Origin of the sequence: Faecalicatena contorta (assembly GCF_001404335.1) — a bacterium.
Taxonomy (GTDB): Bacteria; Bacillota; Clostridia; order Lachnospirales; family Lachnospiraceae; genus Faecalicatena; species Faecalicatena contortus_B.
This window is the reverse complement of record NZ_CYZU01000013.1, coordinates 1-22,753: the sequence shown is the minus strand read 5'-3', so window position 1 is coordinate 22,753 and position 22,753 is coordinate 1. Positions and strand designations below refer to the sequence as shown.

The window sequence follows — 22,753 nt, the reverse complement described above, 5'->3', positions numbered from 1 at the left end:
AAACCAAAGGAGGATATTCTTATGTCAAAAAAAATGAAAGCAGCGATATTAGACGGGTTCCACCAGGATTTCCATTGGGAAGATGATGTGGAGATTGCAGATCCAAGAGCGAATGAAATCCAGGTAAAAATTGTAAGCTGCGGCTTGTGCCATACGGAGCGTGCGGAACAGGTTAATCTGTGGGGGCTGGGCCTCCCATTCCCGATTGTTCTGGGTCATGAAGGTGCAGGGAAAGTCGTTCAGGTAGGACCTGGCGTTACCAAGTTTAAGGTAGGGGATAAGGTGGCCATGTCTACGCCATGGTGCGGTACCTGTGCAGCCTGCTCCAGCGGCCAGCAGTGGGCGTGCGAACATGTGGATGATCTGGAGATCCGGGGTGTGGACTATTACGGAACGCCGGGGCCTCTGAGCAGAAACGGAAAACCTGTATATACCTTCTTTAATCAATCCGCTCTGGCTGAGTACAGTACCATTCATATAAACAACTGTACAAAACTCCCGGATGATTTTGACCTGAGGATTGCCGGACCTCTAGGATGCGGGTTCCGCACCGGAGCCGGTTCAATCTACAATGTTGTGAAGCCAAAACTGAATGACTGGGTGATCATCACGGGAACAGGCGCGGTTGGGTTTGGCGCTCTGTGGACGGCAAAAGCAATGGGAGCCAAGGTCGTGATGGTAGATATTCTGCAGAACAGGCTGGATATTGCCATGGAGCTCGGTGCAGATGCTGCTTTGAACAGCAAAGGGATGACAGCAGATGAAATGGGAGAGGCCCTGAACGACATCACGGGCGGCGGCGCCCAGGGGATGGCCGAATGTACCGGACAGGGAATCTGTTATAAAGGTGGAATGAAGGCATTGAAGATGGGAGGCCGTTGTGCATCCGTGGCATTCATCAATGAACTGAACTTCGAATACTTTACGACAGAGTGCCAGGACTGTAAGAATGTTCAGTTTATCCGTATGGGAAATGTGGAAGGGGACACCATTATTCCGATTATGGCAGAGCTTTACAAAAGAGGAATGTTCCCGTTTGACAAACTGATTAAATTCTATCATTTCACTGAACTGGAACAGGCTATGGAAGATGCCCATACGGGTGTAACCATTAAGCCCGTGCTGCTCTGGGACATGGATTAAGTCAAAAGACTGTGCTGCTTAGGAAAGGAAAACGATATGTCGGAAGAAATATCATATAAACAAGAACAACGCATCGCTACAATCACTTTTAACAGGCCGAAAGTACTAAATGCCTTAACAATCCCGATGCTTGATGAACTGGAGGGTATGATCGACAGGCTGAATGAAGATGAATCCTGCAAGGTTATTATTATAACAGGCGAGGGAAGGAGCTTTGCGGCAGGAGCAGATATATCATGCATGAAAGAGGCGTCACCTCAGGAGGCAATGCGGTTCAGCAAGACTACAACCCGCCTTTTCCGAAAAATAGAATTAGCCAGGCCCTTTACGATTGCAGCAGTGAACGGCTACGCACTTGGCGGCGGGCTTGAGCTGGCGCTGGCCTGCGATGTCCGGGTGGCGGCAGACACCGCAAAGCTTGGGCTTACGGAAACCGCTATCGGTTCCTTTCCTGGGTCGGGCGGTACTATGCGCCTGCCCAAGCTAGTAGGGCTTGGTAGGGCAAAGGAGCTTCTTGCGACGGCAGAAAAGGTTCCGGCCGCCCGGGCAATGGAGCTTGGAATGGTGGAACATATCGTGCCATCGGATAAACTGATGGAATTCTGCAGGGAGTTGGCAAAACGCATTTGTAAAAACAGCCGGAATGCAATCGCGGATGGCAAAAGACTTATGACACTCAGTTATGAGATGGATGCAGAAAAGGCATGTGAGCTGATGACATTTATGATCGGGATGAACTATGGAAGTAAAGATCAGAGGGAAGGAATGCGTGCGTTTCTGGAAAAACGGGAACCACACTTTGAGTAGAAAGGAGAAATGATGGGATTTAATGGATTTGAGCTGGACGAAGATTTGAAGGCTGTCAGAAATCTGATCCGGGATTTTACAGACAGGGAGATTCGTCCGTTGGCAGAACAGTTTGACCAGGAGAATTTATACATCCCTGAAGAGCTTTGGAGGAAGATGGGGAGACTGGGATTGTTCGGGTTTACGATACCGGAGGAATTTGGCGGGAATCATCTGGGATATCTTGCACTTGCAGTTGCAATTGAGGAGGTCTCAAAGGGCGCAGGAGTTATGTACTCCCCCGTAGCCGGTCAGAACGGGGCGTTTAATGGGGCGATTATAGACAGCGGGACACCGGAACAGAAGCAGAAATATTTGCCGGGTACTGCGGAGGGAAGATTGAAGGGCGCATTTGCCCTGACAGAGCCGAATGTGGGTTCCGATGCGCGGGGCATGCAGACCGTGGCAGCGTTGGAGGGCGAATGCTGGATCATAAACGGACAGAAGACCTTTATTACAAATGCCGACCGCGCAGATTATATTATTACGTTTGCAAAAACGGAAGAGGGGACGGTCTGCCTTATTGTAGATAAAGATGCTAAAGGACTTAGCATTGGGGCAACAGAGAGAAAAATGGGGATCCACGGCGTGGGACTGAACAATGTATTCTATACCGATTGCAGAGTACCCGTGGAAAATCAGATTGGAAAAGTAGGAGAAGGTTTCCTCAATGCAAAGGATAGTCTGATGGGGGCCCGTCTCGGTGTGGCGGCCGGTGCGCTCGGTCTGGCACAGGAAGCCATTGACGTGGCTGTAGAATATGCAAAACAGAGGGTACAGTTTGGCAGACCGATTTCACAGTTCCAGAATACCCAGTTTGTCCTTGCTGAGTGCCAGACTAAACTGGATGCAGCAAGACTGCTTACATATCGGTGTGCGGCCGCACTGGATGCGGGAAAGCATGAGACGTATATGGCTTCTATGGCAAAGTATTATGCGACGGAGACGGCGAACCAGGTTGCGGACAAATGTCTGCAGGTATTTGGCGGATATGGTTACTGCGCAGGGTATCCGATCGAGAGGATCTACCGGGATCTCAGGATCTTTACAATTTTTGACGGAACATCGGAAGTACATAAAATGATCATTTCCAAGAAGATGGGTGTCAGATAAAGGAAGAAGGTGAAGTTATGGGCAATCAATTTCAACATTTGTTATCCCCTTTGAAAGTTCGCAGAACAATATTCAAAAACAGAATGTGTGTAGCGCCAATGGGCGGCGGATATGGCGATCTCCAGGGGGCGCACGGGGAGTATACGGAGACTGCGCTGGAATATTTTACAGAAAGGGCGCGCGGCGGCTTCGGAATCATATTCGCCGGCGCGTTGTATCCGGACAGGGAAGTGGATCCTACGGACCAAAGCTTTAATTTTATGAATCATCCGGATGACTTTGCCAAGATGGCAGCCCGCATGAATGAAAGGGCTGATTTCTATGGGGCTAAGATCATCCAGCAGGTAACTATGGGACTGGGAAGAAATTATGCAGGGCTTTATGCACCTTCCGCTGTGGAGGTATATGGCTCTCCGGAAATCAAAAGTCTTGTGCTGACAAAGGAACAGATCAAAAAGAAAATTGATTCGGTAATACAGGCATCCGAACTTATGAAGCGTTCCGGCTTTACCGGAGTGGAGGTTCATGCTATGCACTGGGGCTATCTGCTGGATCAGTTTGCGATGGCAATTACCAATCATCGGGAGGATGAGTATGGCGGTTCATTGGAGAACCAGATGCGAGCAGCATCAGAAATTGTACAGGGCATTAAGCAGACTTGCGGAGATGATTTTATTGTCACCATGCGCCTGGGATTAAAGAGCTATATTTCCGGACTGAACAAGCGGAACTTTACCGGTGAGGATGAAAAAGGGAGAACATTGGAAGAAGCGGTCAGAATTGCAAAGATCCTTGAGCAATCAGGGTATGACATGCTGAATGTGGATGTGGGGATCTACGACACGTTTTACCATGCGGCTCCGCCCATGTATATGCCGAAAGGCCATGTGATTCCGCTTGCAAAAGAGGTAAAGAAGGCTGTAGGAATTCCAATCCTGTGCGGATCCCGTATGAATGACCCGCGGATGGGGGAAGAAGCTATTGAAAAAGGAGAAATCGATGGAATCGTCCTTGGACGGCCGTCCTTGGCGGACCCATATTATGCGCATAAAGTAGAAATGGGACGTCCGGATAAGATTCGTCCTTGTATCGGATGCACGACCTGCTGCTATAAGATCTTTGACGGTTGTGAACATGTGGCCTGCGCCGTAAATCCACAACTGCAGAAAGAGAGTTATTATCAGACGGTACCTGCGCTTGTGAAGAAAAAGGTTGCGGTGATCGGCGGAGGGATTGCCGGAATGGAGGCAGCCAGAATTGCAAAGATGCGGGGGCACGATGTCACAATCTACGAGAAAAGCGGCTGTCTGGGAGGACTACTGCTTCCGGCCGGAGCACATGTATTCAAAGAAGAAATACGGCAGTTAGTCAAATGGTACATACAGGAGATTGAAGAACTTAAGATACCGGTGATCTATCATCGGGAGATGGATGCAGATGCAATCAAAAGACTGAATCCAGATGTTGTCATCAACGCGGTAGGAGCTCATGCGGTTGTCCCGGATATTCCGGGAGCGGATCACAAAAAATGTAAAACAGCGGTGGATGTACTTGCGAACCATCTTAGGATCGGGGAGAAAGTGGTCTGTGTCGGAGGCGGACTGGTCGGCTGTGAATGTGCGATTGACTTTGCGGCGCAGGGGGCTTCGGTCACTCTGGTGGAAGCATTGCCCGAAGTGCTGAAGGCAACGCCGATGATATCTCCAAGTGTACGACAGATGATTCCGGATCTCCTGGACCATCATCATGTTGATGTAAAATGCGGCTGGCTGATCAGCGAAGTAAACGATCGGGGGGCTGTCATCACATCGGCGGATGGTAAAGCATCACAAGAGGTTGCGGCGGATACCGTGATACTTTCTTTGGGGACAAGGGCAAATCTGGATATGAAAGAAGAATTCAAAGGATCCGGCATCGAGTACTATACGGCCGGAGATGCGCAGAAGGCAGGAAACGTCTATACATGCGTACATAGTGCATATGACATCGCACGGATGATTTAAGAAAGGAGCAGTGAATATGGAAATATCAGCAGCAACAGAGGAATATATAGACCAATTGGTAAAAAAGGCAAGAGAGGCACAGGCAGTGTATGCTTCGTTTGACCAGGAAGGGCTGAACCGGACTGCAAGAGCAGCGGCACGTTGTGTGTATGACAATGCAGAAATTTTTGCAAAAGAAGCAGTGGAAGAGACAGGCATGGGAACCGTGGAAGGAAAGATACTGAAACAGCGTGCCGCGATGACGACACAATGGTGCTATACAAAAGATAAGATCTCAACCGGCGTCGTTGGCTGGGAGCAAGGTAAGCTGGATGTGGATTGTATCCTCAAAATTGCGAAGCCCATAGGTGTTATCGCAGCAGTACAGCCTGTAACAAATCCGACCACTTGTTTTGGAGGTAATGCGATGTATGCGTTGAAAAGCGGGAACGCCATCATTATCTGTCCCCATCCAAGAGCAAAAAATGTATCGAATCACTGTGGACAGCTAATGCGGGAAGCCATCGTAAAAGCAGGCGCACCGGCAGATTTGGTACAGGTGATTGAGGAGCCGTCCATAGAGATGACGGCAGCGGCAATGGCAGCCTGTGACGTTGTAATCGCTACGGGCGGTCCAGGCATGGTAAAGGCTGCAAACAGCAGCGGAAAGCCATCGCTCGGCGTTGGACAGGGAAACTGTCAGGTTGTGATTGATAAAGGGATGCAGGACTACTTTGACTCGCTGGCGGAAGGTGCTATCGAAAACCGCATCTGGGATAGTGGAATTCCATGTACCGGAGAACAGACGGTGATCATGCCGGAGGAGGACGCGGAAGCAATCGTTGCGGCGTTTGTGAAGCATGGGGCTATGGTAATCAAAGAGGAGGAAACCGTGGCAAAACTTAGGAACCTGCTATTCGAGGAGAAAGGGGGCTCTTATCGTGCTAATCCGGACTATGTCGGACAGTCTGTACAGACAATAGGAAAGGCAATCGGCCTGGATGTACCTGCTGAAGTAAAGTCCTTCTTTGTAGAGATCCATAAATATGGAAAGGATGAACTTCTCTGTAAGGAAAAGATGTGTCCGGTGACTAATTATATTACTTATTCCGGAGATTGGGCGGAGGGTGTTGCAATTGCAAAGGCTAATCTTTTGAACGAAGGGGCCGGACATTCCAGTGATATCTATACTTTGAATAAGGAACACCAGCGCTATGCCGGTCTGGAACTTCCGGTCTGCCGCCTGATCGTAAACAATAACAATGGCATTATCGGCGGTGAACCGTATTATACCAATGGAATCATTGCAACAACCGGTCTTGGCTGCGGTTACTGGCAGCAGAACGTGCTGGGAGAAAATCTGACTTTTGAGCACCTTCTGAACTATACCAGACTTTTCTATACGGTTCCCGGCAAAGAGTCTCCTACAGAAGCGGAGATCTGGAAAGAAATATAATCCCAGGAAAGGAGACAGAAAAAATGTATAGAATTCTGACTTTAAATTTCGGCGGTACGTCTGCAAAATTATCGGTCTGGGAAGACGAAATCTGTGTGGAAGACTATTCGATGGATTATACACAAGAAGAAATCGACCTCAGCCTGACTTCTGAACAGGAAGTGGAGCTAAAAACAAAGAAAGTTTTGGAGTGGCTGAATTCCATCCATATGGAGGTCGCTGATTTTGATGCAATTGCACCCCGTTTTGGCGGAATGTTTTATGGGGGAGAGGGCGGCACCTTTGTGGTGGAAGGTGCTCTGGAAGAACATTTGAAATCCATGTACCATCCGGACAAATCTGCAACGCACGCAACCTATCTGACTTATGAAATAGCAATGCGCCTGCAGGAAGGGATAAAGAAAGAAATACCTCTGCTGACAACGGATCCTTCTACTGTAAACCAGTTTCTTCCGGAGGCGCGGATTACCGGGAATCCACTGTTTTATAAGAGGGCGTCGTTCCATGCGCTGAACCACAGGGCAGTAGCCAGAAGGGCTGCTAAAGACCTGGGCAGCAGGTACGAAGACGTGAACCTGATTGTGGTGCATATGGGAGGCGGCGTTTCCGTAGGGGCGCATGAACATGGACGGATCATCGACGTCAATGATTCCAGCGGTGATGGCGACGGCGCATTCTCACCAAACCGTGCTGGGACACTCCCAACAGGCCAGCTGGTACACCTCTGTTACAGCGGAAAGTATACGGAAAGACAGGTATTTAAACTATTAAAAGGGGAAGCCGGGCTTAAAGCATATCTTGGAACGGAAGATTTGCGGGAAATCGAAAAGCGGATTGAAGAAGGAGACACCGAAGCGGAATTGGTATTCAAGGCGCTGGCATATCAGATTTCCAGGGAAATCGGAGCCTGCTATGCCGCATTATGCGGAGAGGCAGATGCAATTGTTCTGACGGCGGGAATGTCCCACAGTACCGCTTTGGTCGAACTAATACGGCAGAGAGTTGGAAAATTAGCTCCTCTTTGTACTTATCCCGGCGGGTTTGAGAATGAAGCCCTGGCATTGGGGGCTCTGCGTGTTCTCAACGGAGAGGAACAGCCGGCCGTTTATGAGGGTGAGAGCAGGAATATGCAGGCAATTATATAGGAAGGCAAAGGAAGAGAAAGGAAAAAGAAATATCATGAATATACTTGTTTGTGTGAAGCAGGTACCGGACACAACTGAAATTAAGATTGATCCGGTACGGAATACATTGATTCGTGCGGGAGTACCCAGTATTCTGAATCCTTTTGATGCATACGCTATGGAAGCGGCGGCCAGGCTGAAAGATGCGGATCCAAAAGGAACTAAGATCATAGTAATGTCCATGGGTCCAGAAGCAGCAGAGGCGGTTCTCAGAGAATGCCTGTCTATGGGGGCTGATGCGGCTTATCTGATGTCGGACAGAGCGTTTGGGGGATCGGATACACTGGCTACGAGCTATATACTGTCACAGGGCCTTAAAGAGGTCCAAAAACGGGAAGGAAATATAGATCTCATATTCTGCGGAAAACAGGCAATTGACGGAGATACCGCCCAGGTGGGGCCGGAGCTTGCAGAACATCTTGGATATCCCCAGATTACATACGGACTGGAAGCGAAAAGGGAGGGGGCATGTATCCGCATCAAAAAGGAAGTGGAGGAAGGTTTTCAGATTATCGAAGCAGACCTCCCGGCTGTCGTTACCTTTACGAAAGCATCATGGGAGCCAAGGCTTGCGACAATCAAAAGTCTTCTTGCATCCAGAAAAGCTGAGATCCATGTCATTACGTATGCAGATACGACAGACATCGAGGATGCCATGATAGGATTAAAAGGTTCGCCGACAAAGGTAAAAAAGACGTTCGTTCCGCAAAAGAAAGTGGGAGGGATTAAAATTACCGGAAAGAATGCGGTACAAGCCGGCAAAGAATTAGCAGCGCTTCTGGATGAGGCAAAAGTAGTCTAAAGGAGGAGTGGTTTTGGATACAAATACAAATGACTTATGGGTCTTTATTGAGACAAAGGAGGACGGCAGTGCGGTCAAGGTCGGCCTGGAACTCCTGAATCCGGGACGTGGCCTGGCAGATAAGCAGGGAGGTCAGCTTGCCGCGTTAGTTATTGGTTATCAGACAGCAGCGGCGGCAGAGTCGGCCGGCCGGCTGGGAGCGGATAAAATCATTGTCGTAGACGGGCCGGAATACAAGCAATACCGGACAGATGCCTATGTGGACGCCTTGTATGCGCTGGTCGGAAAGTATAAGCCGGCGAGCATGCTGATTGGGGCTACCAATAACGGGCGGGATCTGGGTCCTCGTATTGCATGCAGGCTGAAGACAGGGCTTACCGCAGATTGTACGGCCCTGGATATTGATGAAGAAAATGGAAATGTGGCATGGACGAGACCCGCATTTGGGGGAAACCTTATGGCAACAATCCAGTGTCCGGACCATCGCCCGCAGATTGGAACGGTACGCCCCGGAGTATTCAAAAAAGGGGAAGAGAAGGGATCCCACGCAGAGATTATTTATGAAGATATCCATATACACGAGAAGGATATCCGTACCCGGATTGTAGAAATGATTCAGGACATGAATGCGGAGGATGTAGATCTGGAAGGAGCCGAAATTATTGTCTCGGGCGGCAGAGGAGTTGGAGGGCCGGAAGGCTTTGATACTATCCGGGCGGCGGCCGATGCTCTGGGCGGGGCAGTGGGGGCCTCCAGAGCCGCGGTAGATGCCGGTTGGATTGCACATAATCATCAGGTGGGGCAGACCGGAAGGACGGTAGCGCCGAGGCTTTATATTGCCTGTGGAATATCCGGGGCCATCCAGCATGCGGCAGGTATGAGCGGGGCTGACTGCATCGTGGCAGTCAACACAAACGCTGACGCCCCTATCTTTGATATTGCGGATTACGGCGTGGTGGGAGATTTGTTCCAGGTGCTGCCTGTATTGGTGGATGAGATAAAGAGATTACGTATGTAGAAGGAATTTGTGAGATTATATTCCCTTGTTTTGAGGAAGGGTAAAAAGGAGAGAGAATATGGAAAATCAGATAAAATTAAAAAAAGCGCCGGCATACCGCTTCATACCGTATCTTCTGGTTGTACTTGCATATTGTCAGATTTATGTCGGGACAAGTCTGGTGCAGCAGGCCGGAGTACAGCTGAAAGAATGGTTCAGTATAGGGGATACCGGGCTTTCTTATTTGCAGACAGTCTGTACGGTTGGTATGGGAATCTTTGAACTGATAGGCGCTTTGCTTGTCCGCAAAATCGGAGCAAAGAAAGTCTGCATGAGCGGTATGCTTGTATATGTAGCTGCAGGCCTGCTTTTCTTCCTGAAGCCGTCCAGTTATGGCCTGATGTTTGCTACGCGTCTGTTCCAGGGATTTGGGTCAGGACTGATGTCGTGCTGTGTAATGTCACTGGCTATTGTATGGTTCCCAAGAAAAGAACGTTCCCTCGCTTCCGGATTTATGGCATGTATGTATGGTATGGGGAACCTGATATCCACCAATATCTGTACCCAGATGTTCCTGCATGGATTTGAATGGAACCAGGTATTCGGAATACTTTTGGTGGCAATGAACCTGGCCGGATTCCTCCTGTTTTTATTTGTATATGTGGATATCGAGAAAAAATACGGCTGTACCAATATAGACGAGATCATTGAGGGATCGGAGCTTGACGAGACAGCGGAGGTGAAAACTTATGAAAATAAAAAATTTACCCCTTATAAGAATACAAGAGAAATGATAAGGAGCGGTTCCTTCTGGACATTTATGGTGCCAATTTTCTTATACTGCTGGAATGTATATTGTCTCGCGTTCGTCCTGCCGATCCTCTTTAATGAAAAAGGATTTACTCCGGAGCAAAGTGCGGCAATCCAGTCGCTGACGTTTTTAGGGGCAATCATTGGCAGTCCGGTCGGCGGATTGATATCCGATAAGTTTCTGAAAGGGCGGAGGGCAGCGATCAGCGGTATCGCGTTTATTGGGAGCGTGATCCCATTGATTATCCTTCCTATGGCAATCAATTCAGGGGCTTCGATCATGACATTATCCATGCTGTGCCTGGCATCTTATCTGATCATGCATTTCGCGGCAGGGCCTCAGTGGGTTATGCCGAATGAAATGTGTACGCCACAGTTTGGAATGGTGCTGATGGGGATTACATTAATTGTCACGAAGATCGGCGGAATTATTGGACCGATTGTAGCGGGATATATTTCTGATACGGCAGGCAGTATTATGGGCGGTATCTGGTCCATCGTTATCATTTCAGTCATTGCCGGTATTGCCAACTTTGTTCTTGCAAGAAAATGGGGCTTATAATATGACGGCCGGAAAGGAAAGAGAACTATGGTATTAAAAACAATTGAGGAAGCCATCCGGGCTGCATCCGCGGGAAAGCAGAGAAAGGTGCTGAGTGTGGCGGTTCCGGAAGATCCGCATACGCTGGAAGCTGTGCTCAGGGCAGCCAGGGAGGGGTACGTAAAGCCTCTCCTGGTTGGAAACAGAGACAAAATATTAGAAATAGTATCAAATGATTTAAAGACGGAGATAGAAGACGAATGGGTGATCGATAAAAAGAACCGTGAGGAGGCCGCGGATGAGGCGGTTGCACTGGTACGCGATGGAAAAGCGGACTTTCTTATGAAAGGGAGTATCAATACGGCAGAGATTATGCGTGCTGTTTTGAATAAGGAGCACGGCCTTCCACATGAAAAACTGATTACGGATATCGCTATCACAGAACTTCCATGGTATCATAAACTTTTGTTTTTTGCAGATGGCGGTCTGGTTGTCTATCCCACATTAGAACAGAAAGCGGCAATGATCCGGTTAATTGTAGATTCCATGCATAGATTGGGATATGGCGATCATATTAAGGTCGGAATCCTTTGTGCTGCAGAGACATTTTCACCCAAAATCCAGGAGTCTGTGGATGCAGTGGAGCTGAAAAGGATGAACCGGGAGGGAGAAATCACGGGCTGTATCGTAGAAGGCCCAATCTCACTGGACCTTGCAATGAAGCCGGATGTGGCCAGGGCAAAACAGTATGAAAGCCCTTGTGCGGGGGATGTCGACGTGCTGATTATGCCCAACCTTGTGACGGGCAATGTGTACAGCAAGTCTATAGAAATGCTGGGAGCAGAACCGCTTGGTATTATAACCGGGGCAAAATGTCCGATTGTATGCGTAAGCCGCGGTGCCCCCGCGGAACTGAAGTATAAGACAATCGTTATGGCATCCATGCTGGCATGATATAATGGAACACTGATTCAATTATGTAATATACAGCGTTAAATGAGGGATATTGAAAATGAAATTGCAATATCCCTCCTGCCAGATAAATTATTTTATAAGCCTGCCTTTGGCGGGCTTAATAATTTTCCTGATTTTCCTGGCCTGCGGCCGGCTCCAAAAGCGGCAGCCGCAGCGTAATACAAGTGCCCTCCCCCTGGGCACTCGTGATTTCCATGACGTTAAGGCTGTAAATCAGATGAAGCCGTTTCTTTACATTGTAAATACCTATACTGCGTTTTTGCTCCTTCCTAGCAGAATGTCTATCAGTCTGCAGTTCTTCCAGCAGTTCAGGAGCAATACCGATCCCGTTGTCTGCCACGGAAAGTACAAGAGTATCCTCGGTCTTCTCTGCAGTAATCAGAATATTCCCTTCCTCCGGCCGATCCTCCAGCCCATGGATAATCGCATTTTCCACAAGCGGCTGCAGAATCATGGCTGGAATATTCTCGTTCAGGCAGTCAGGGGAAACATCCAGCCTGTATTGAAGCCGGGACTGGAATCGGACTTTCTGGATCTGCAGGTAATAGGTGAGTGTCTGGATTTCCGTTGCGAGAGGGATGGTCTCGGACATAACGGTCAGGCTGTTACGGAGCAGCCCGGAGAGGCAGTCCAGCATGTCCTTTGTGAGGGCGGCAGACTCAATAATCGCCATGGCGGAAATCGTATTCAGTGTATTATACAGAAAATGCGGATTGATCTGCATCAGAAGATACTCCAGTTCTGAACGGTTCAGGGAATTCTGCATCTCGATATTTTTCAGCATCTCATTCTGCAGCCGGGCTTCTACGCGCTGTTTTTCCAGCAGGCGCTCTTGGTTTTCCTGCAGCTGCAGCACCATCTTGTTGAAAGAGCTGGCGAGCAGGCAAATCTCATCATTCTGCCGGGAGGGAGGCGTATAACTGACCGTCAGGTCTCCCTGTGCAACCAGCCGGAATTTTTTGCTCAGCTCCACAATCGGCTTTGCAAAATATGCGGATATCTGATAGGAGATAAACAGGCAGAACATGGTGAAGAATACAAGCAAAATATAGAGACTGCTCTGGCTGGTATTCAGGCCGTTTGTATTCTGGCGGATCCGCGCATCCGCCAGTTCCAGTTCCGTGGACATTCCCTTATAAATATAATTGTAGATGTTATTTCTTATGTAGTCCAAACTGACGCGCTCTCTTGTATACAGGTAGGAGGCGGCATCCGGGTTATAGTTGTCAAATAATTTGGTTGTGGCATCCATATAGGACTCGGTCATGACCTGAATATCCCGGTAGAGGTAAGAGTCCGGGTAAAGAAGCCGCATAGAAGCGCTGCAGGCTATTGCGTCTAAACATTGGTCCTGGAACTTTCTGCGGTAGTCGGGGGATGGATGTGCATAGTAATTGGACGCGGTGGTAGCGGATTCTTCCAGGGAAACAAGCAGAAGCTGGAGGCTCTGGATATGCTCCAGCGTCTCGTTGTTTGCCCGGTTCAGGCTGCGGCTGGACTGTATGGAATAGAAAGAAATCCCGGACATGATCAGGATAATGATTAAAAAATACCGTAAGAGCCTTGTGGACAGCCTGGAGGCGGAGTTAAAGAGTTTTCGCATATTTCTGGTACTCCTTTGGGGTAAGCCCTGTTATTTTCTTAAATATTCTGCAGAAATAGTTTTGGTCGCTGTAGCCCACCTGAATACTGACATCCTGAACGGAAAGCGTACCTTTTTCCAGGAGTGGTTTGGCAAGGCTGATCTTTTTCTGCGTGATATAGTCTGTAAAATTAAGATGGTATTCCTCCTTAAATACTTTGCTTACGTACTGTGGGGTCAGATTTAGATAACTGGACAGGCCCTCCAGGGATACCATCTGTATCGGTTCGCGTTCCATATAATAATTGATCTTTTTCATAAGTGCATAGTTTTTTTCCTGAGATTCATTCTGGAGGAACTCTAAAAAGGAATTCAGTGCATAGTTGACGTGTTCTTTTAACTGGTGTTCAGAGACACTGGATTGGATCTGGCATAGGAATGGATACAGGTCAAAGCTGGTCTGCCTGAAACCAAGCTGGTGGAGCAGGCTTTTTAGGGCAGACAAAAACTGGATGGAATATTCTTTTGAAATCTGCAGAGAATTCCGGGCCGTAAAGATCTCGTTCAAAAGCTGCTGTGCATACTCATGGGCCCTTTCCGTATTCCTGCTGCGAAGGGAGTCAATAAACAGTTCTTCCAAAGAGTATGGGTAGACGGCATGGGCGGAATTGAAAACCGGGGTGTACTCTATGACGGTGCCGGGCAGAAGCGCAGGGAGCACCTCCAATGCCTCCTGGTAGGATGATTTAAATAACTGGCAGGTATGATAGACGCCGCCAAAGGCCGCTCCGCTTTTCAACTTAAAACGCTGGTTTAAAAGAGTGATAATCTTGCGCGCCAGCATGCAGGCTGTCTCGTGCCAGGACGGATCGGACGGTGAAATGTGGAAGAACAGGGGGAGAACATGAAAAGAGACTTCCCCGATCAGTACGTTCTTATGAAAGCTTATCATCTGGGAAATGCTTTCGATGATCTGTTTGTATGTATCTGCCGGTGGCTGGGGCGAAAAAGGCAGGGTGCTGTCCGGGGACTGGGTAAGTGGGAACAGCATAAAAAAGCCTGAGTCGGTCAGCCCGGGCAGCAGAGGACTGTATTCCGCCAGCAGAGCCGGCGCAGCCGTGCCATTGATATAACTGGCTACCAGATTCCTTTTTATAACCGGGATTGCCAGAGAGACAATCTCCTTCTCCTCCACATCTTTATTTTTTATTGCTCTGTTTTGGGACAGGCTGTCTGTGATTTTTTGAAGTGTTTCCGTGACTTCCTTTTCTATCAGCGGCTTTAACAAATATCCTTTGACGCCTATTATGAGCGCTTCTCTTGCATATTCAAAGCTGTCGTAAGCCGTAAGGATCAGGATCGTGGTTCCCGGCAGATTCTCCAGAATTGTTTTCGATGCAGTGAGTCCGTTCATGCCGGGCATTTTGATATCAATGATTACAATATCGGGCTTGTATCTCAGGGCGGCCTGAACCGCAGAGGCTCCGTCCTCACATTCAGCAGCCACGTTCAGATCAGGCATATTTTTGCTGAGCATTACGTGCAGCGCATACCTGGATAAAGCTTCATCGTCTACTATGATTACAGAATACATAGGGCCTCCTAAATCGTAATTTCGTACAGGGCAGAAATGCTTCCACCGGGAAGCATGCCGGTGAGTTCCAGGGAACTGTGCGGGCTGTTCCAGGCAAAATAAAGGGCAGTATAGGTCTGGGAGGCATTGGAGAGCTGCTCCAGATTTTCCCAGATCTGTGCCAGAATGCAGTTTCTTGGAATCAGCAGATCTTCCGGAATATCCGGGAGATTCTCATCCAGCATCTGAAAGAAGGGGATCGAGATAAAAACTTCTCGGATCAGCATCAGCATGTCCAGCTCCTGTTTTAAAGGCGCCGCCTTATCCGGGCGGCTGATATACCTCCAGTAACTGCTGAAGCAGTTGATAAAATGCAGCGTCATAGGAGCCTGTTCGAGATAGGCTGCCTGGGAAACCGTAACCAGAAAATTCCGGACGGAAATCGTCTCTGCGGACATGTAAAAACCTCCTTTTACCCAAATACATTTTATAAAAATGAGTGTCGAGGCAGACCGCGCTGCCTGTTAAGATATATCGTTTCCTCTATACTATAAGTATATATTACATTTGCACCAGTGCAAAAACAAGAAAGATGTAAGAAATTAGCATTATTTTAAAGTCCAAGTGAGGCAATTTATAAAAAGTGTAGAATATTGTGGGGGAAATATTATAAAAATATGCTAATTTAGTAAGCTATTGTTGATTACAGAACCGAAATGTTTATGTAAAATGAAATTAACATGAACGAAGTGAAAAAAGGAAAGGAAGGTTATGTTATGAAAAAGAAAATGGTTGCGGTTGTTTTGGTTCTGGCGATGGCGATAGGTCTTACTGCCTGTCAGGGAGGAAGCAAGGATGCGGACAGCACGGCAAAGACGGAAGACACGAAGAGTGATGCGCAGGGAACGGATGGGGATTCACAGAGCAATCTGTCGGATCAGCTTTATATTCAGGTATCTGCATTGGGGTCAGACCCTTATTTCTACGACCACAAAATGGGCATGGAGATGGCAGGCGAAGAGCTGGGTGTGCGCACAGAATTCGTGGGGCCTGCGGAACTGGACATGAATGCCATGGTTACAGCATTTGAGCAGGCAATTGCAAAGAAACCGAACGGAATCGTGGTGGTAGGTTTCAACGAGCAGCTGACTCCGACAATTAAGAAAGCCATGGACGCAGGTATCCCGGTTGTTACGGTAGATGCCGATCTTCCGGATTCAGGCAGAATTGCATTTGTCGGAACCGGAAATGTGGAAGCGGGAATCACAGGCGGAGAGAAGATGAAAGAGCTTTTGGGCGACAGCGGAAAAGTAGCGATCATGTATAATCCGGGCCAGACGAACCTGGAAGAACGTGTGGCAGGCTATAAGCAGGCATTTGAGGGAACGGGAATCGAGATTATCGAGGAAGTGGATACCAAACAGGACAGCGTAATTGCGGCACAGAATATCGCGGCAGTTCTGCAGAAACATCCGGATCTGAACGGAATCGTCTGTGTGGATGCGACCGGCGGCACGGCAGCGGCCACTGCAGTCAGAGAAGCAGGACGTACAGGAGATGTGAAGATCATCGCAATGGACCGTTCCAATGAGATTCTGGAGGCGATTGAAGATGGTATTATTTCCGCATCTGTTGCTCAGCAGACGGCGTTAATGCCATATTATGCTACACAGCTTCTGATTAATCTGAATAACTCCAAGGTGGAGATCACATCGGATAATGCAGCGGCAGGCGTACTCGGAGTACCCGGTTATATTGACACAGGCGCTATCATTGTGGATGAATCAAATTACGAGTATTTCAAGAGATAAAGACAAGGGTATGGGCGGGATTACACCGTCCATACTATTTTAAAGGAATTATAAAGGGATTCAAAAAAGTAATTTTAAAATAAATGCATAAAAAGGAATTCGTAAAAAGGAAGGAGGGCGCCTGTGTCTGAATACATACTGGAGGCAAAAGGAATCGTCAAGATATTCCCGGGGGTCCGCGCCCTGGACGGGGTAGATCTGAAAGTGAAAAAGGGAGAAGTGCATGCCCTTGTGGGAGAAAACGGTGCAGGTAAAAGTACCCTGATGCTGACACTCGGCGGGATCCATAAGCCGGACGAGGGGGAGATCTGGATTGAAGGAGAAAAAGTGGTATTTACTTCCGCCCACGATGCACTGCAGAAGGGAATTAGTATCGTACACCAGGAATTGAGCCTGGTTCCGTGCCTGAGTGTGGCAGAAAATATATTTGCCAACCGCCAGCCGGTCAATAAGTTAAATCTGATCAAAAGAGAAGAGTTGTATAATAAAACGAAGGAAATGCTGAAACTGTTTGAGATTGAAAATATCGACCCCGCCACGCCTGTAAAGGAACTGGCGATTGCCAACCAGCAGGTTGTGGAAATCCTGAAAGCAATGTCTTTTAGGCCGAAAGTACTTGTACTGGATGAGCCCACATCTTCTCTTACGGAGGTGGAGAAGCAGAAGCTGTTCCAGAATATCCGCATCCTGAAAGAACAGGGAATCAGCTTTATCTATATATCACATCACCTGCAGGAGATTTTTGAGATTGCAGACAGTGTAACGATCCTGCGGGACGGGGCATATATCGCGGAAGCGCGGGTCACAGATATTGGCGAGGACTTTCTGATAACTAACATGGTAGGCCGGAAAATTGAAAATATTTACGGGCGCCGGAGGCCGGAACAGAAGATAGGGGAGGTGCTTTTCGAGGCTGAAGGAATTTCCAGGGGAAAAGCATTCCAAGATATATCTTTTCAGGTCAGAAGAGGAGAGATTCTCGGCGTATCGGGTCTGGTAGGAGCCGGCAGGACAGAAATCGGAAGAGGAATCTTCGGAGCAGAGCCTCTGGAGACCGGAAGGGTAGTGCTGGAGGGGAAACCGCTGCAGATCCGCTGCCCGCAGGATGCGATCCGGCAGGGTATCGGTTATATGAGCGAGGACCGGAAAGAGCAGGGGCTGTATGTAAAATTTGACATCAGGCAGAACCTGATTGCTAACCAGCTGCGCCATTTTTCGAAAAGAGGATTCCTGAGGGAAAACCAGGTTGACCAGATGGTGCAGGATGCGGTAAAGGACTTTCGCATCTCTACGCCCGGAATCCGGCAGCTGGTCAATAAACTCTCGGGAGGGAATCAACAGAAGGTGCTTCTTGCCGCCTGGTTCGGGATCCGCCCGCGGGTGCTGATTGTTGATGAGCCAACAAGAGGTGTGGATGTAGGGGCGAAAAGTGAAATATACAATCTTCTGAGAAATCTGGCGGAAACCGGCGTGGGTATTATCATGATCTCGTCCGACCTGCCTGAGATTCTGGGGGTCAGCGACCGGATTATGGTGATCAGAGAAGGCAGGAATGTGGGAATCATCCCGGCTTCGGAAGCAACAGAAGAGAAAGTAATCTCCCTGGCATCCGGCGTAGCAAAGGGTGACTGTGTTAGTACAGAGTAAAGGTGCCGCTTGGCGGCAGAGCGGAGGCAGATATGAATATGATTAAGAAATTATTAAAACAGAGGGAGGCGGCAATTGTGCTGATTGTGTTGGGACTGTCCATCATTATGACGATTGCATCCTCTGTTTTCCTGACATATCAGAATATTGTGGCATTGCTTCTGGGCATGTCCATTGAGGTAATCATTGCAGTGGGGATGGCGAATCTTATGGCCAGCGGCGGATTTGACATGTCTGTGGGGTCCATACTGGCATTTTCAGGAGTCTGTGCGGGGCTGGTGCTCAAAGCAGGAATGCCGCCAATTGTGGCGGTTGTGGTAGGAATAGTAATCGGCGGGCTGGTAGGACTGTTTAATGGGTTTATTATTGCAAAACTGGAAATCAATGCATTTGTAACAACACTGGCGTCACTCAGCCTGTTCCGCGGCCTGACTCTGATCGTGACAAGAGGCCAGAATGTAAGCGGGCTGGGGGATGCATTCAACGCCATAGGGCAGAAGGTGGTACTGGGTGTGCAGGCGCCGATCTGGTATGCCATAATACTCGTAATCATAGGCGACATCCTGATGCGGCATTCCAGGTTTTTCCGGCAGAACTACTACATAGGCGGAAACGAAAAATCCGCAAAACTTTCCGGAATCAAAGTAATCAAGATCAAGATTCTGAACTATGTGACCGTCGGCCTGCTGGCAGGTTTTGCAGGAATCGTGGCAACAGCCCGTATGGGAACTGCATCCGTACAGCAGGGCACGGGCCTGGAACTTCGCGTGATCACGGCTGTTATTATTGGCGGGGCCAGCCTGCAGGGCGGTGAAGGAAGTGTTTTCGGCGCCTTCCTCGGGTCACTTCTGATGGCACTGATCACCAATTCCCTTACACTGTTGGGGGTGGATATTTACTGGCAGACTTTCGTAACCGGTGCAACGCTGCTTACGGCAGTTTTGATTGACCAGCTGGGGAAGAAAAGAAAGAAAATGTGATCTGAGAAAAAATGAGAATATTCTGAAAACGGTGAGCAAAGGGGTCAGACCCCTCTGTGAAAGGAGAAGCTTATATGGATAGCAGGGAAAAAATCAGCAGGGCTCTGGCGCATCGCAGCGGCCCGGTACCATTGGATATCGGCGCAACCTCGGTGACCGGGGTGCATATATCAATTGTAGAAAAACTAAGAGAGTATTATGGCTTGGAAAAACGTCCGGTGCGTCTGATGGAGCCGCTTCAGATGCTGGGTACGGTAGATGAGGATCTGAAGCAGGTAATGGGAATAGATACTACGCAGATTTGGAATCCAAACACGATTTTTGGTTTCAGGGATGAAGGATGTAAGGAGTGGCGGACTCCATGGGGGCAGGATATTTTAGTACCGGATAACTTTGAAACGTTTACGGATGCCAGGGGAGATGTGTTCCTATATGTGGCAGGAGACCGAAGCCTTCCTCCTACCGCAAAAATGCCTCTGGGCAGCTATTTTTTTGACTGCCTGTTAAGGGGAGAGGACTATGATGAGGACAATCTGCATGTGGAGGATAACCTGGAGGAATTCGGTTATATATCGGATGAAGATCTGGAATCTATCCGGACACAGTGCGAATCGGCAGACAAAAGTGGTTATGGCGTTATAGCTGCGTTCGGAGGCACCGGTATCGGTGATGTGGCATTTGTACCCGGCAGTATGCTTAAACATCCAAAGGGAATCCGGGATATTGAGGAATGGTATATTGCCACTTTGACAAACCAGGATTATCTTCACGCAGTTTTTGAAAAACAGACGGATATAGCTCTTGAGAATCTAAAAAAAATAAAAGAGACAGTAGGAGATGTTCCTCAGGCCGCATTTACCTGCGGCACAGATTTTGGAACCCAAAAGTGTCCATTTTGCTCGAATGAAACTTTCCGGAATCTGTATATGCCGTATTATAAGAAAATTAATAAATGGATCCATGCAAATACATCGTGGAAGACATTTAAACACTCCTGTGGGTCAATTAAGGCTCTGATCCCAGAGCTGATCGAATGCGGATTTGATATTCTGAATCCGGTTCAGTGGACAGCGAAAAATATGGATCCCCGGGAGCTGAAAAAGGAGTTCGGAAAAGATATTGTATTCTGGGGCGGCGGAGTGGATACGCAGAAAACATTTGCCTTTGGAAAAGCTGAGCAGGTTCGGGAAGAAGTACTGGAAATGTGCCGGATTTTTTCAGAAGGCGGCGGGTTTGTTTTTAACACGATACATAACATTCAGGCAATGACTCCTGTGGAAAATGTAGTAGCAATGATTGATGCGGTGAAAGAATTTAACAGGTAAGTCGCAGGATGGAACTCCGAAACGGCAGGAGCCGTCGAACCGGATATTTGGGATCTGGTTTGGCGGCTCCTGATAATATTTTTTCCTGCAGCTGGGTTAGCGTTTGTAAGGGGCATGTAGTTGTTTAGGTAAAGGATGGCTGGAATATATTACAGATATTGTCTAAATTTAAATTAAACTTCAATATAATTTTTTGATTTTATTATTGACATATGTTCATAATGAGGTATACTGAAAAAAGGAAAAGAGGTGATGATATGGCCAGACCACAAAAGTGCAGATGCATCTGTTCCATTCCGGGGACTACGGGATTTTTGCCTGAGGGCAGTACTCCTAATGGGACGGTGACAATCGGATATGATGAGTACGAGGTGATCCGACTGCTGGATTATGTGCAGCTTACTCAGGCAGAGTGTGCGAAGAAGATGGATATATCCCGTCCTACCGTTACGAGAATTTATAATGAGGCAAGACAGAAAATGGCTGATGCCATGGTGAATGGCAGAAGTATCAGAATCGAAGGCGGCGATGTGATCGTATGCCGTGCTATGAAACCGGAATGTGTCAATGAATTGCATTGCTGTCATAGAAAATAGTATGGATATATTATAAAACCAAAGGAGAATAAATATGAAAGTATTGATTATTGGAGGAGTGGCTGCCGGTACGAAGGCTGCAGCAAAATTAAAGCGCCAGGATCGCAGTGCTGAAGTTATGATTATAACAAAAGATCAGGATATATCCTATGCAGGCTGTGGTCTGCCATATTACGTGGGTGGAATGATTGAAAAGAGAGAAGCATTAATTGTCAATACACCACAGAAGTATTCTATGCTTACCGGTGTGGAGGTTAGGATCGGCATAGAAGCTGTGGGCCTGGATTCAGATAAGAAAGTCGTAAAAGCCAGAAATCTTCAATCCCAGGCAGAAGAAGAGTATTCCTATGATAAGCTGATCATTGCTACAGGCGCTTCTCCGTCCGTACCGCGGGTAGAAGGGATGCAGCTTGCTGGTGTATTTCGTATGCGAACACCTGATGATGCAATTGGAGTAAGGTCTTATGCAGAAGACCGCGGAGTGAAAAAAGCAGTTGTAGTTGGAGCCGGTTTTATAGGCCTGGAGGTTGCTGAAAACCTGAAAGCGAGGGGGATACAGGTCACAGTGATTGATTTTGCTGCCCAGATTCTACCCAATATTCTGGATCCCGAAATGGCTGCCTATGCGAAAAAGCATCTTCAGAAGGAGGGTATACGTGTAATAACGGGTACAAAGGCCGAGGCGATCATGGGTACGGACAGTGTAACTGCTGTGAAAACAACTGCGGGAACGCTGCCTTGCGAAATGGTGATTATGGCTGCAGGTATACGGCCAAATACGGCATTTTTAAATGAAAGCGGCATTGAAATGTTCAAAGGAACTATTCTGGTAGACGGACAGATGTAGGACGGATTTTGCGGACATTCAAAATAAAAAAGAATGTGGAGGTAACAGACAATGGCAAAATCATTATTTGAGGAACTGGGCGGCAAATACGAAAGGCAAGGGGATTATTTGATACCGTGCTTAACTGTACCCGCCGAAGAAGAACAGGCAATAGGCATCTGGGGGCAACGGCATTTAGATTATCTAAAACAGTACCGTAAAGTTACATACACCAATCTTCTTACAAGCGGCAGGCTAAACGCCTACCTTGCCGACATCAACAGACAGGCACAGGAACGCTTTGAAAGGCTCATAGAGGGTATGAAACAGGCACAGGGCATAACGGAACAGCTAAAGGCAGAAAACGCCTTAGAATGGACAGGATGCCTCAATAACATAAGGGCTTGTGCGAGGGAGATTGTGGAAAAGGAAATTATTTTTGCATAAACAGATGATTAGTGGCAGGGGGAAATCCTGCCGCTTTTTCTGCTTTAGTTTGTCAGCTTGACAAATAAAGGGTTAAGGAATATAATTAGATTCAGTATTATACAAGGAGTTAATAAA

Annotated in this window: 20 protein-coding genes; 17 read left to right on the top strand and 3 right to left on the bottom strand. The window is 47.9% G+C overall.

Annotated elements, in window-relative coordinates:
• Positions 1–21 precede the first annotated feature (21 nt).
• The 10 genes from ARB69_RS08515 to ARB69_RS08470 are packed head-to-tail and all read left to right on the top strand — an operon-like array spanning position 22 to position 11,828.
• Positions 22–1,143: an alcohol dehydrogenase catalytic domain-containing protein gene (locus ARB69_RS08515; protein WP_055152608.1), complete on the top strand. Its 1,122-nt coding sequence runs from the start codon at positions 22–24 to the stop codon at positions 1,141–1,143.
• A 36-nt stretch (positions 1,144–1,179) separates the two neighbouring features.
• The gene (locus ARB69_RS08510; RefSeq protein ID WP_055152606.1) at positions 1,180–1,950 is read left to right on the top strand and encodes an enoyl-CoA hydratase/isomerase family protein; all 771 of its coding nucleotides are present in this window, start codon (positions 1,180–1,182) and stop codon (positions 1,948–1,950) included.
• A 9-nt stretch (positions 1,951–1,959) separates the two neighbouring features.
• On the top strand, positions 1,960–3,102 hold the full coding sequence (locus ARB69_RS08505) for an acyl-CoA dehydrogenase family protein (protein ID WP_082202949.1): 1,143 nt from the start codon (positions 1,960–1,962) through the stop codon (positions 3,100–3,102).
• A 17-nt stretch (positions 3,103–3,119) separates the two neighbouring features.
• Entirely contained in the window at positions 3,120–5,105 is a 1,986-nt protein-coding gene (locus ARB69_RS08500) for an FAD-dependent oxidoreductase (protein WP_055152604.1), read from the top strand.
• Between the two features lie 16 nt (positions 5,106–5,121).
• Positions 5,122–6,540, top strand: coding sequence for an aldehyde dehydrogenase family protein (locus ARB69_RS08495; RefSeq protein ID WP_055152602.1), 1,419 nt, complete (start codon positions 5,122–5,124; stop codon positions 6,538–6,540).
• Positions 6,541–6,563: 23 nt separating this feature from the next.
• On the top strand, positions 6,564–7,685 hold the full coding sequence (gene buk, locus ARB69_RS08490) for a butyrate kinase (protein ID WP_055152600.1): 1,122 nt from the start codon (positions 6,564–6,566) through the stop codon (positions 7,683–7,685).
• A gap of 34 nt (positions 7,686–7,719) precedes the next feature.
• Positions 7,720–8,526: an electron transfer flavoprotein subunit beta/FixA family protein gene (locus ARB69_RS08485; protein ID WP_055152696.1), complete on the top strand. Its 807-nt coding sequence runs from the start codon at positions 7,720–7,722 to the stop codon at positions 8,524–8,526.
• A 13-nt stretch (positions 8,527–8,539) separates the two neighbouring features.
• Positions 8,540–9,544 (top strand): electron transfer flavoprotein subunit alpha/FixB family protein, encoded by a 1,005-nt coding sequence (locus tag ARB69_RS08480; RefSeq protein WP_055152598.1) that lies wholly within the window; start codon positions 8,540–8,542, stop codon positions 9,542–9,544.
• Positions 9,545–9,602: 58 nt separating this feature from the next.
• Positions 9,603–10,895, top strand: coding sequence for an MFS transporter (locus ARB69_RS08475; protein WP_050640764.1), 1,293 nt, complete (start codon positions 9,603–9,605; stop codon positions 10,893–10,895).
• A gap of 27 nt (positions 10,896–10,922) precedes the next feature.
• Positions 10,923–11,828, top strand: a complete 906-nt coding sequence (locus ARB69_RS08470; RefSeq protein WP_050640763.1) for a phosphate acyltransferase — start codon at positions 10,923–10,925, stop codon at positions 11,826–11,828.
• Positions 11,829–11,946: 118 nt separating this feature from the next.
• Here ARB69_RS08470 and ARB69_RS08465 read toward each other — a convergent pair whose 3' ends face one another.
• The 3 genes from ARB69_RS08465 to ARB69_RS08455 are packed head-to-tail and all read right to left on the bottom strand — an operon-like array spanning position 11,947 to position 15,462.
• Positions 11,947–13,452: a sensor histidine kinase gene (locus tag ARB69_RS08465; RefSeq protein WP_055152596.1), complete on the bottom strand. Its 1,506-nt coding sequence runs from the start codon at positions 13,450–13,452 to the stop codon at positions 11,947–11,949.
• Positions 13,436–15,025, bottom strand: a complete 1,590-nt coding sequence (locus tag ARB69_RS08460; RefSeq protein ID WP_055152594.1) for a response regulator — start codon at positions 15,023–15,025, stop codon at positions 13,436–13,438. Before ARB69_RS08460 ends, ARB69_RS08465 begins: the two co-directional genes overlap by 17 nt.
• 8 nt (positions 15,026–15,033) lie before the next feature.
• Complete coding sequence (locus tag ARB69_RS08455; protein WP_055152592.1) at positions 15,034–15,462, bottom strand: hypothetical protein; 429 nt, start codon at positions 15,460–15,462, stop codon at positions 15,034–15,036.
• A 318-nt stretch (positions 15,463–15,780) separates the two neighbouring features.
• Here ARB69_RS08455 and ARB69_RS08450 point away from each other — a divergent pair, with 318 nt between their 5' ends.
• From ARB69_RS08450 to ARB69_RS08420, 7 genes are all read left to right on the top strand, one after another.
• Complete coding sequence (locus tag ARB69_RS08450; protein WP_070102382.1) at positions 15,781–16,815, top strand: substrate-binding domain-containing protein; 1,035 nt, start codon at positions 15,781–15,783, stop codon at positions 16,813–16,815.
• A gap of 123 nt (positions 16,816–16,938) precedes the next feature.
• Entirely contained in the window at positions 16,939–18,462 is a 1,524-nt protein-coding gene (locus tag ARB69_RS08445) for a sugar ABC transporter ATP-binding protein (protein ID WP_050640757.1), read from the top strand.
• Positions 18,463–18,494: 32 nt separating this feature from the next.
• Complete coding sequence (locus ARB69_RS08440) at positions 18,495–19,442, top strand: ABC transporter permease (RefSeq protein WP_050640756.1); 948 nt, start codon at positions 18,495–18,497, stop codon at positions 19,440–19,442.
• 74 nt (positions 19,443–19,516) lie between these two features.
• Positions 19,517–20,767 carry a uroporphyrinogen decarboxylase family protein gene (locus ARB69_RS08435; RefSeq protein ID WP_055152588.1) on the top strand — a complete coding sequence of 417 codons (1,251 nt, stop codon included), beginning with the start codon at positions 19,517–19,519 and terminating at the stop codon, positions 20,765–20,767.
• 257 nt (positions 20,768–21,024) lie between these two features.
• On the top strand, positions 21,025–21,363 hold the full coding sequence (locus ARB69_RS08430) for a DUF134 domain-containing protein (RefSeq protein ID WP_050640754.1): 339 nt from the start codon (positions 21,025–21,027) through the stop codon (positions 21,361–21,363).
• 34 nt (positions 21,364–21,397) lie between these two features.
• Positions 21,398–22,210, top strand: a complete 813-nt coding sequence (locus ARB69_RS08425) for an NAD(P)/FAD-dependent oxidoreductase (protein ID WP_055152586.1) — start codon at positions 21,398–21,400, stop codon at positions 22,208–22,210.
• A 51-nt stretch (positions 22,211–22,261) separates the two neighbouring features.
• A complete protein-coding gene (locus tag ARB69_RS08420) occupies positions 22,262–22,636 on the top strand; it encodes a TnpV protein (RefSeq protein WP_001129922.1) in 375 nt (124 codons plus the stop codon).
• The last annotated feature ends 117 nt before the right edge of the window (positions 22,637–22,753 follow it).

Coding starts and splice junctions, on each gene's coding strand:
- ARB69_RS08440 (WP_050640756.1), top strand. CDS start 18,495: ATGAATATGATTAAGAAATTATTAAAACAGAGGGAGGCGGCAATTGTG.
- ARB69_RS08515 (WP_055152608.1), top strand. CDS start 22: ATGTCAAAAAAAATGAAAGCAGCGATATTAGACGGGTTCCACCAGGAT.
- ARB69_RS08420 (WP_001129922.1), top strand. CDS start 22,262: ATGGCAAAATCATTATTTGAGGAACTGGGCGGCAAATACGAAAGGCAA.
- ARB69_RS08470 (WP_050640763.1), top strand. CDS start 10,923: ATGGTATTAAAAACAATTGAGGAAGCCATCCGGGCTGCATCCGCGGGA.
- ARB69_RS08450 (WP_070102382.1), top strand. CDS start 15,781: ATGAAAAAGAAAATGGTTGCGGTTGTTTTGGTTCTGGCGATGGCGATA.
- ARB69_RS08430 (WP_050640754.1), top strand. CDS start 21,025: ATGGCCAGACCACAAAAGTGCAGATGCATCTGTTCCATTCCGGGGACT.
- ARB69_RS08425 (WP_055152586.1), top strand. CDS start 21,398: ATGAAAGTATTGATTATTGGAGGAGTGGCTGCCGGTACGAAGGCTGCA.
- ARB69_RS08500 (WP_055152604.1), top strand. CDS start 3,120: ATGGGCAATCAATTTCAACATTTGTTATCCCCTTTGAAAGTTCGCAGA.
- ARB69_RS08465 (WP_055152596.1), bottom strand. CDS start 13,452: ATGCGAAAACTCTTTAACTCCGCCTCCAGGCTGTCCACAAGGCTCTTA.
- ARB69_RS08505 (WP_082202949.1), top strand. CDS start 1,960: ATGATGGGATTTAATGGATTTGAGCTGGACGAAGATTTGAAGGCTGTC.
- ARB69_RS08475 (WP_050640764.1), top strand. CDS start 9,603: ATGGAAAATCAGATAAAATTAAAAAAAGCGCCGGCATACCGCTTCATA.
- buk (WP_055152600.1), top strand. CDS start 6,564: ATGTATAGAATTCTGACTTTAAATTTCGGCGGTACGTCTGCAAAATTA.
- ARB69_RS08460 (WP_055152594.1), bottom strand. CDS start 15,025: ATGTATTCTGTAATCATAGTAGACGATGAAGCTTTATCCAGGTATGCG.
- ARB69_RS08495 (WP_055152602.1), top strand. CDS start 5,122: ATGGAAATATCAGCAGCAACAGAGGAATATATAGACCAATTGGTAAAA.
- ARB69_RS08510 (WP_055152606.1), top strand. CDS start 1,180: ATGTCGGAAGAAATATCATATAAACAAGAACAACGCATCGCTACAATC.
- ARB69_RS08435 (WP_055152588.1), top strand. CDS start 19,517: ATGGATAGCAGGGAAAAAATCAGCAGGGCTCTGGCGCATCGCAGCGGC.
- ARB69_RS08485 (WP_055152696.1), top strand. CDS start 7,720: ATGAATATACTTGTTTGTGTGAAGCAGGTACCGGACACAACTGAAATT.
- ARB69_RS08455 (WP_055152592.1), bottom strand. CDS start 15,462: ATGTCCGCAGAGACGATTTCCGTCCGGAATTTTCTGGTTACGGTTTCC.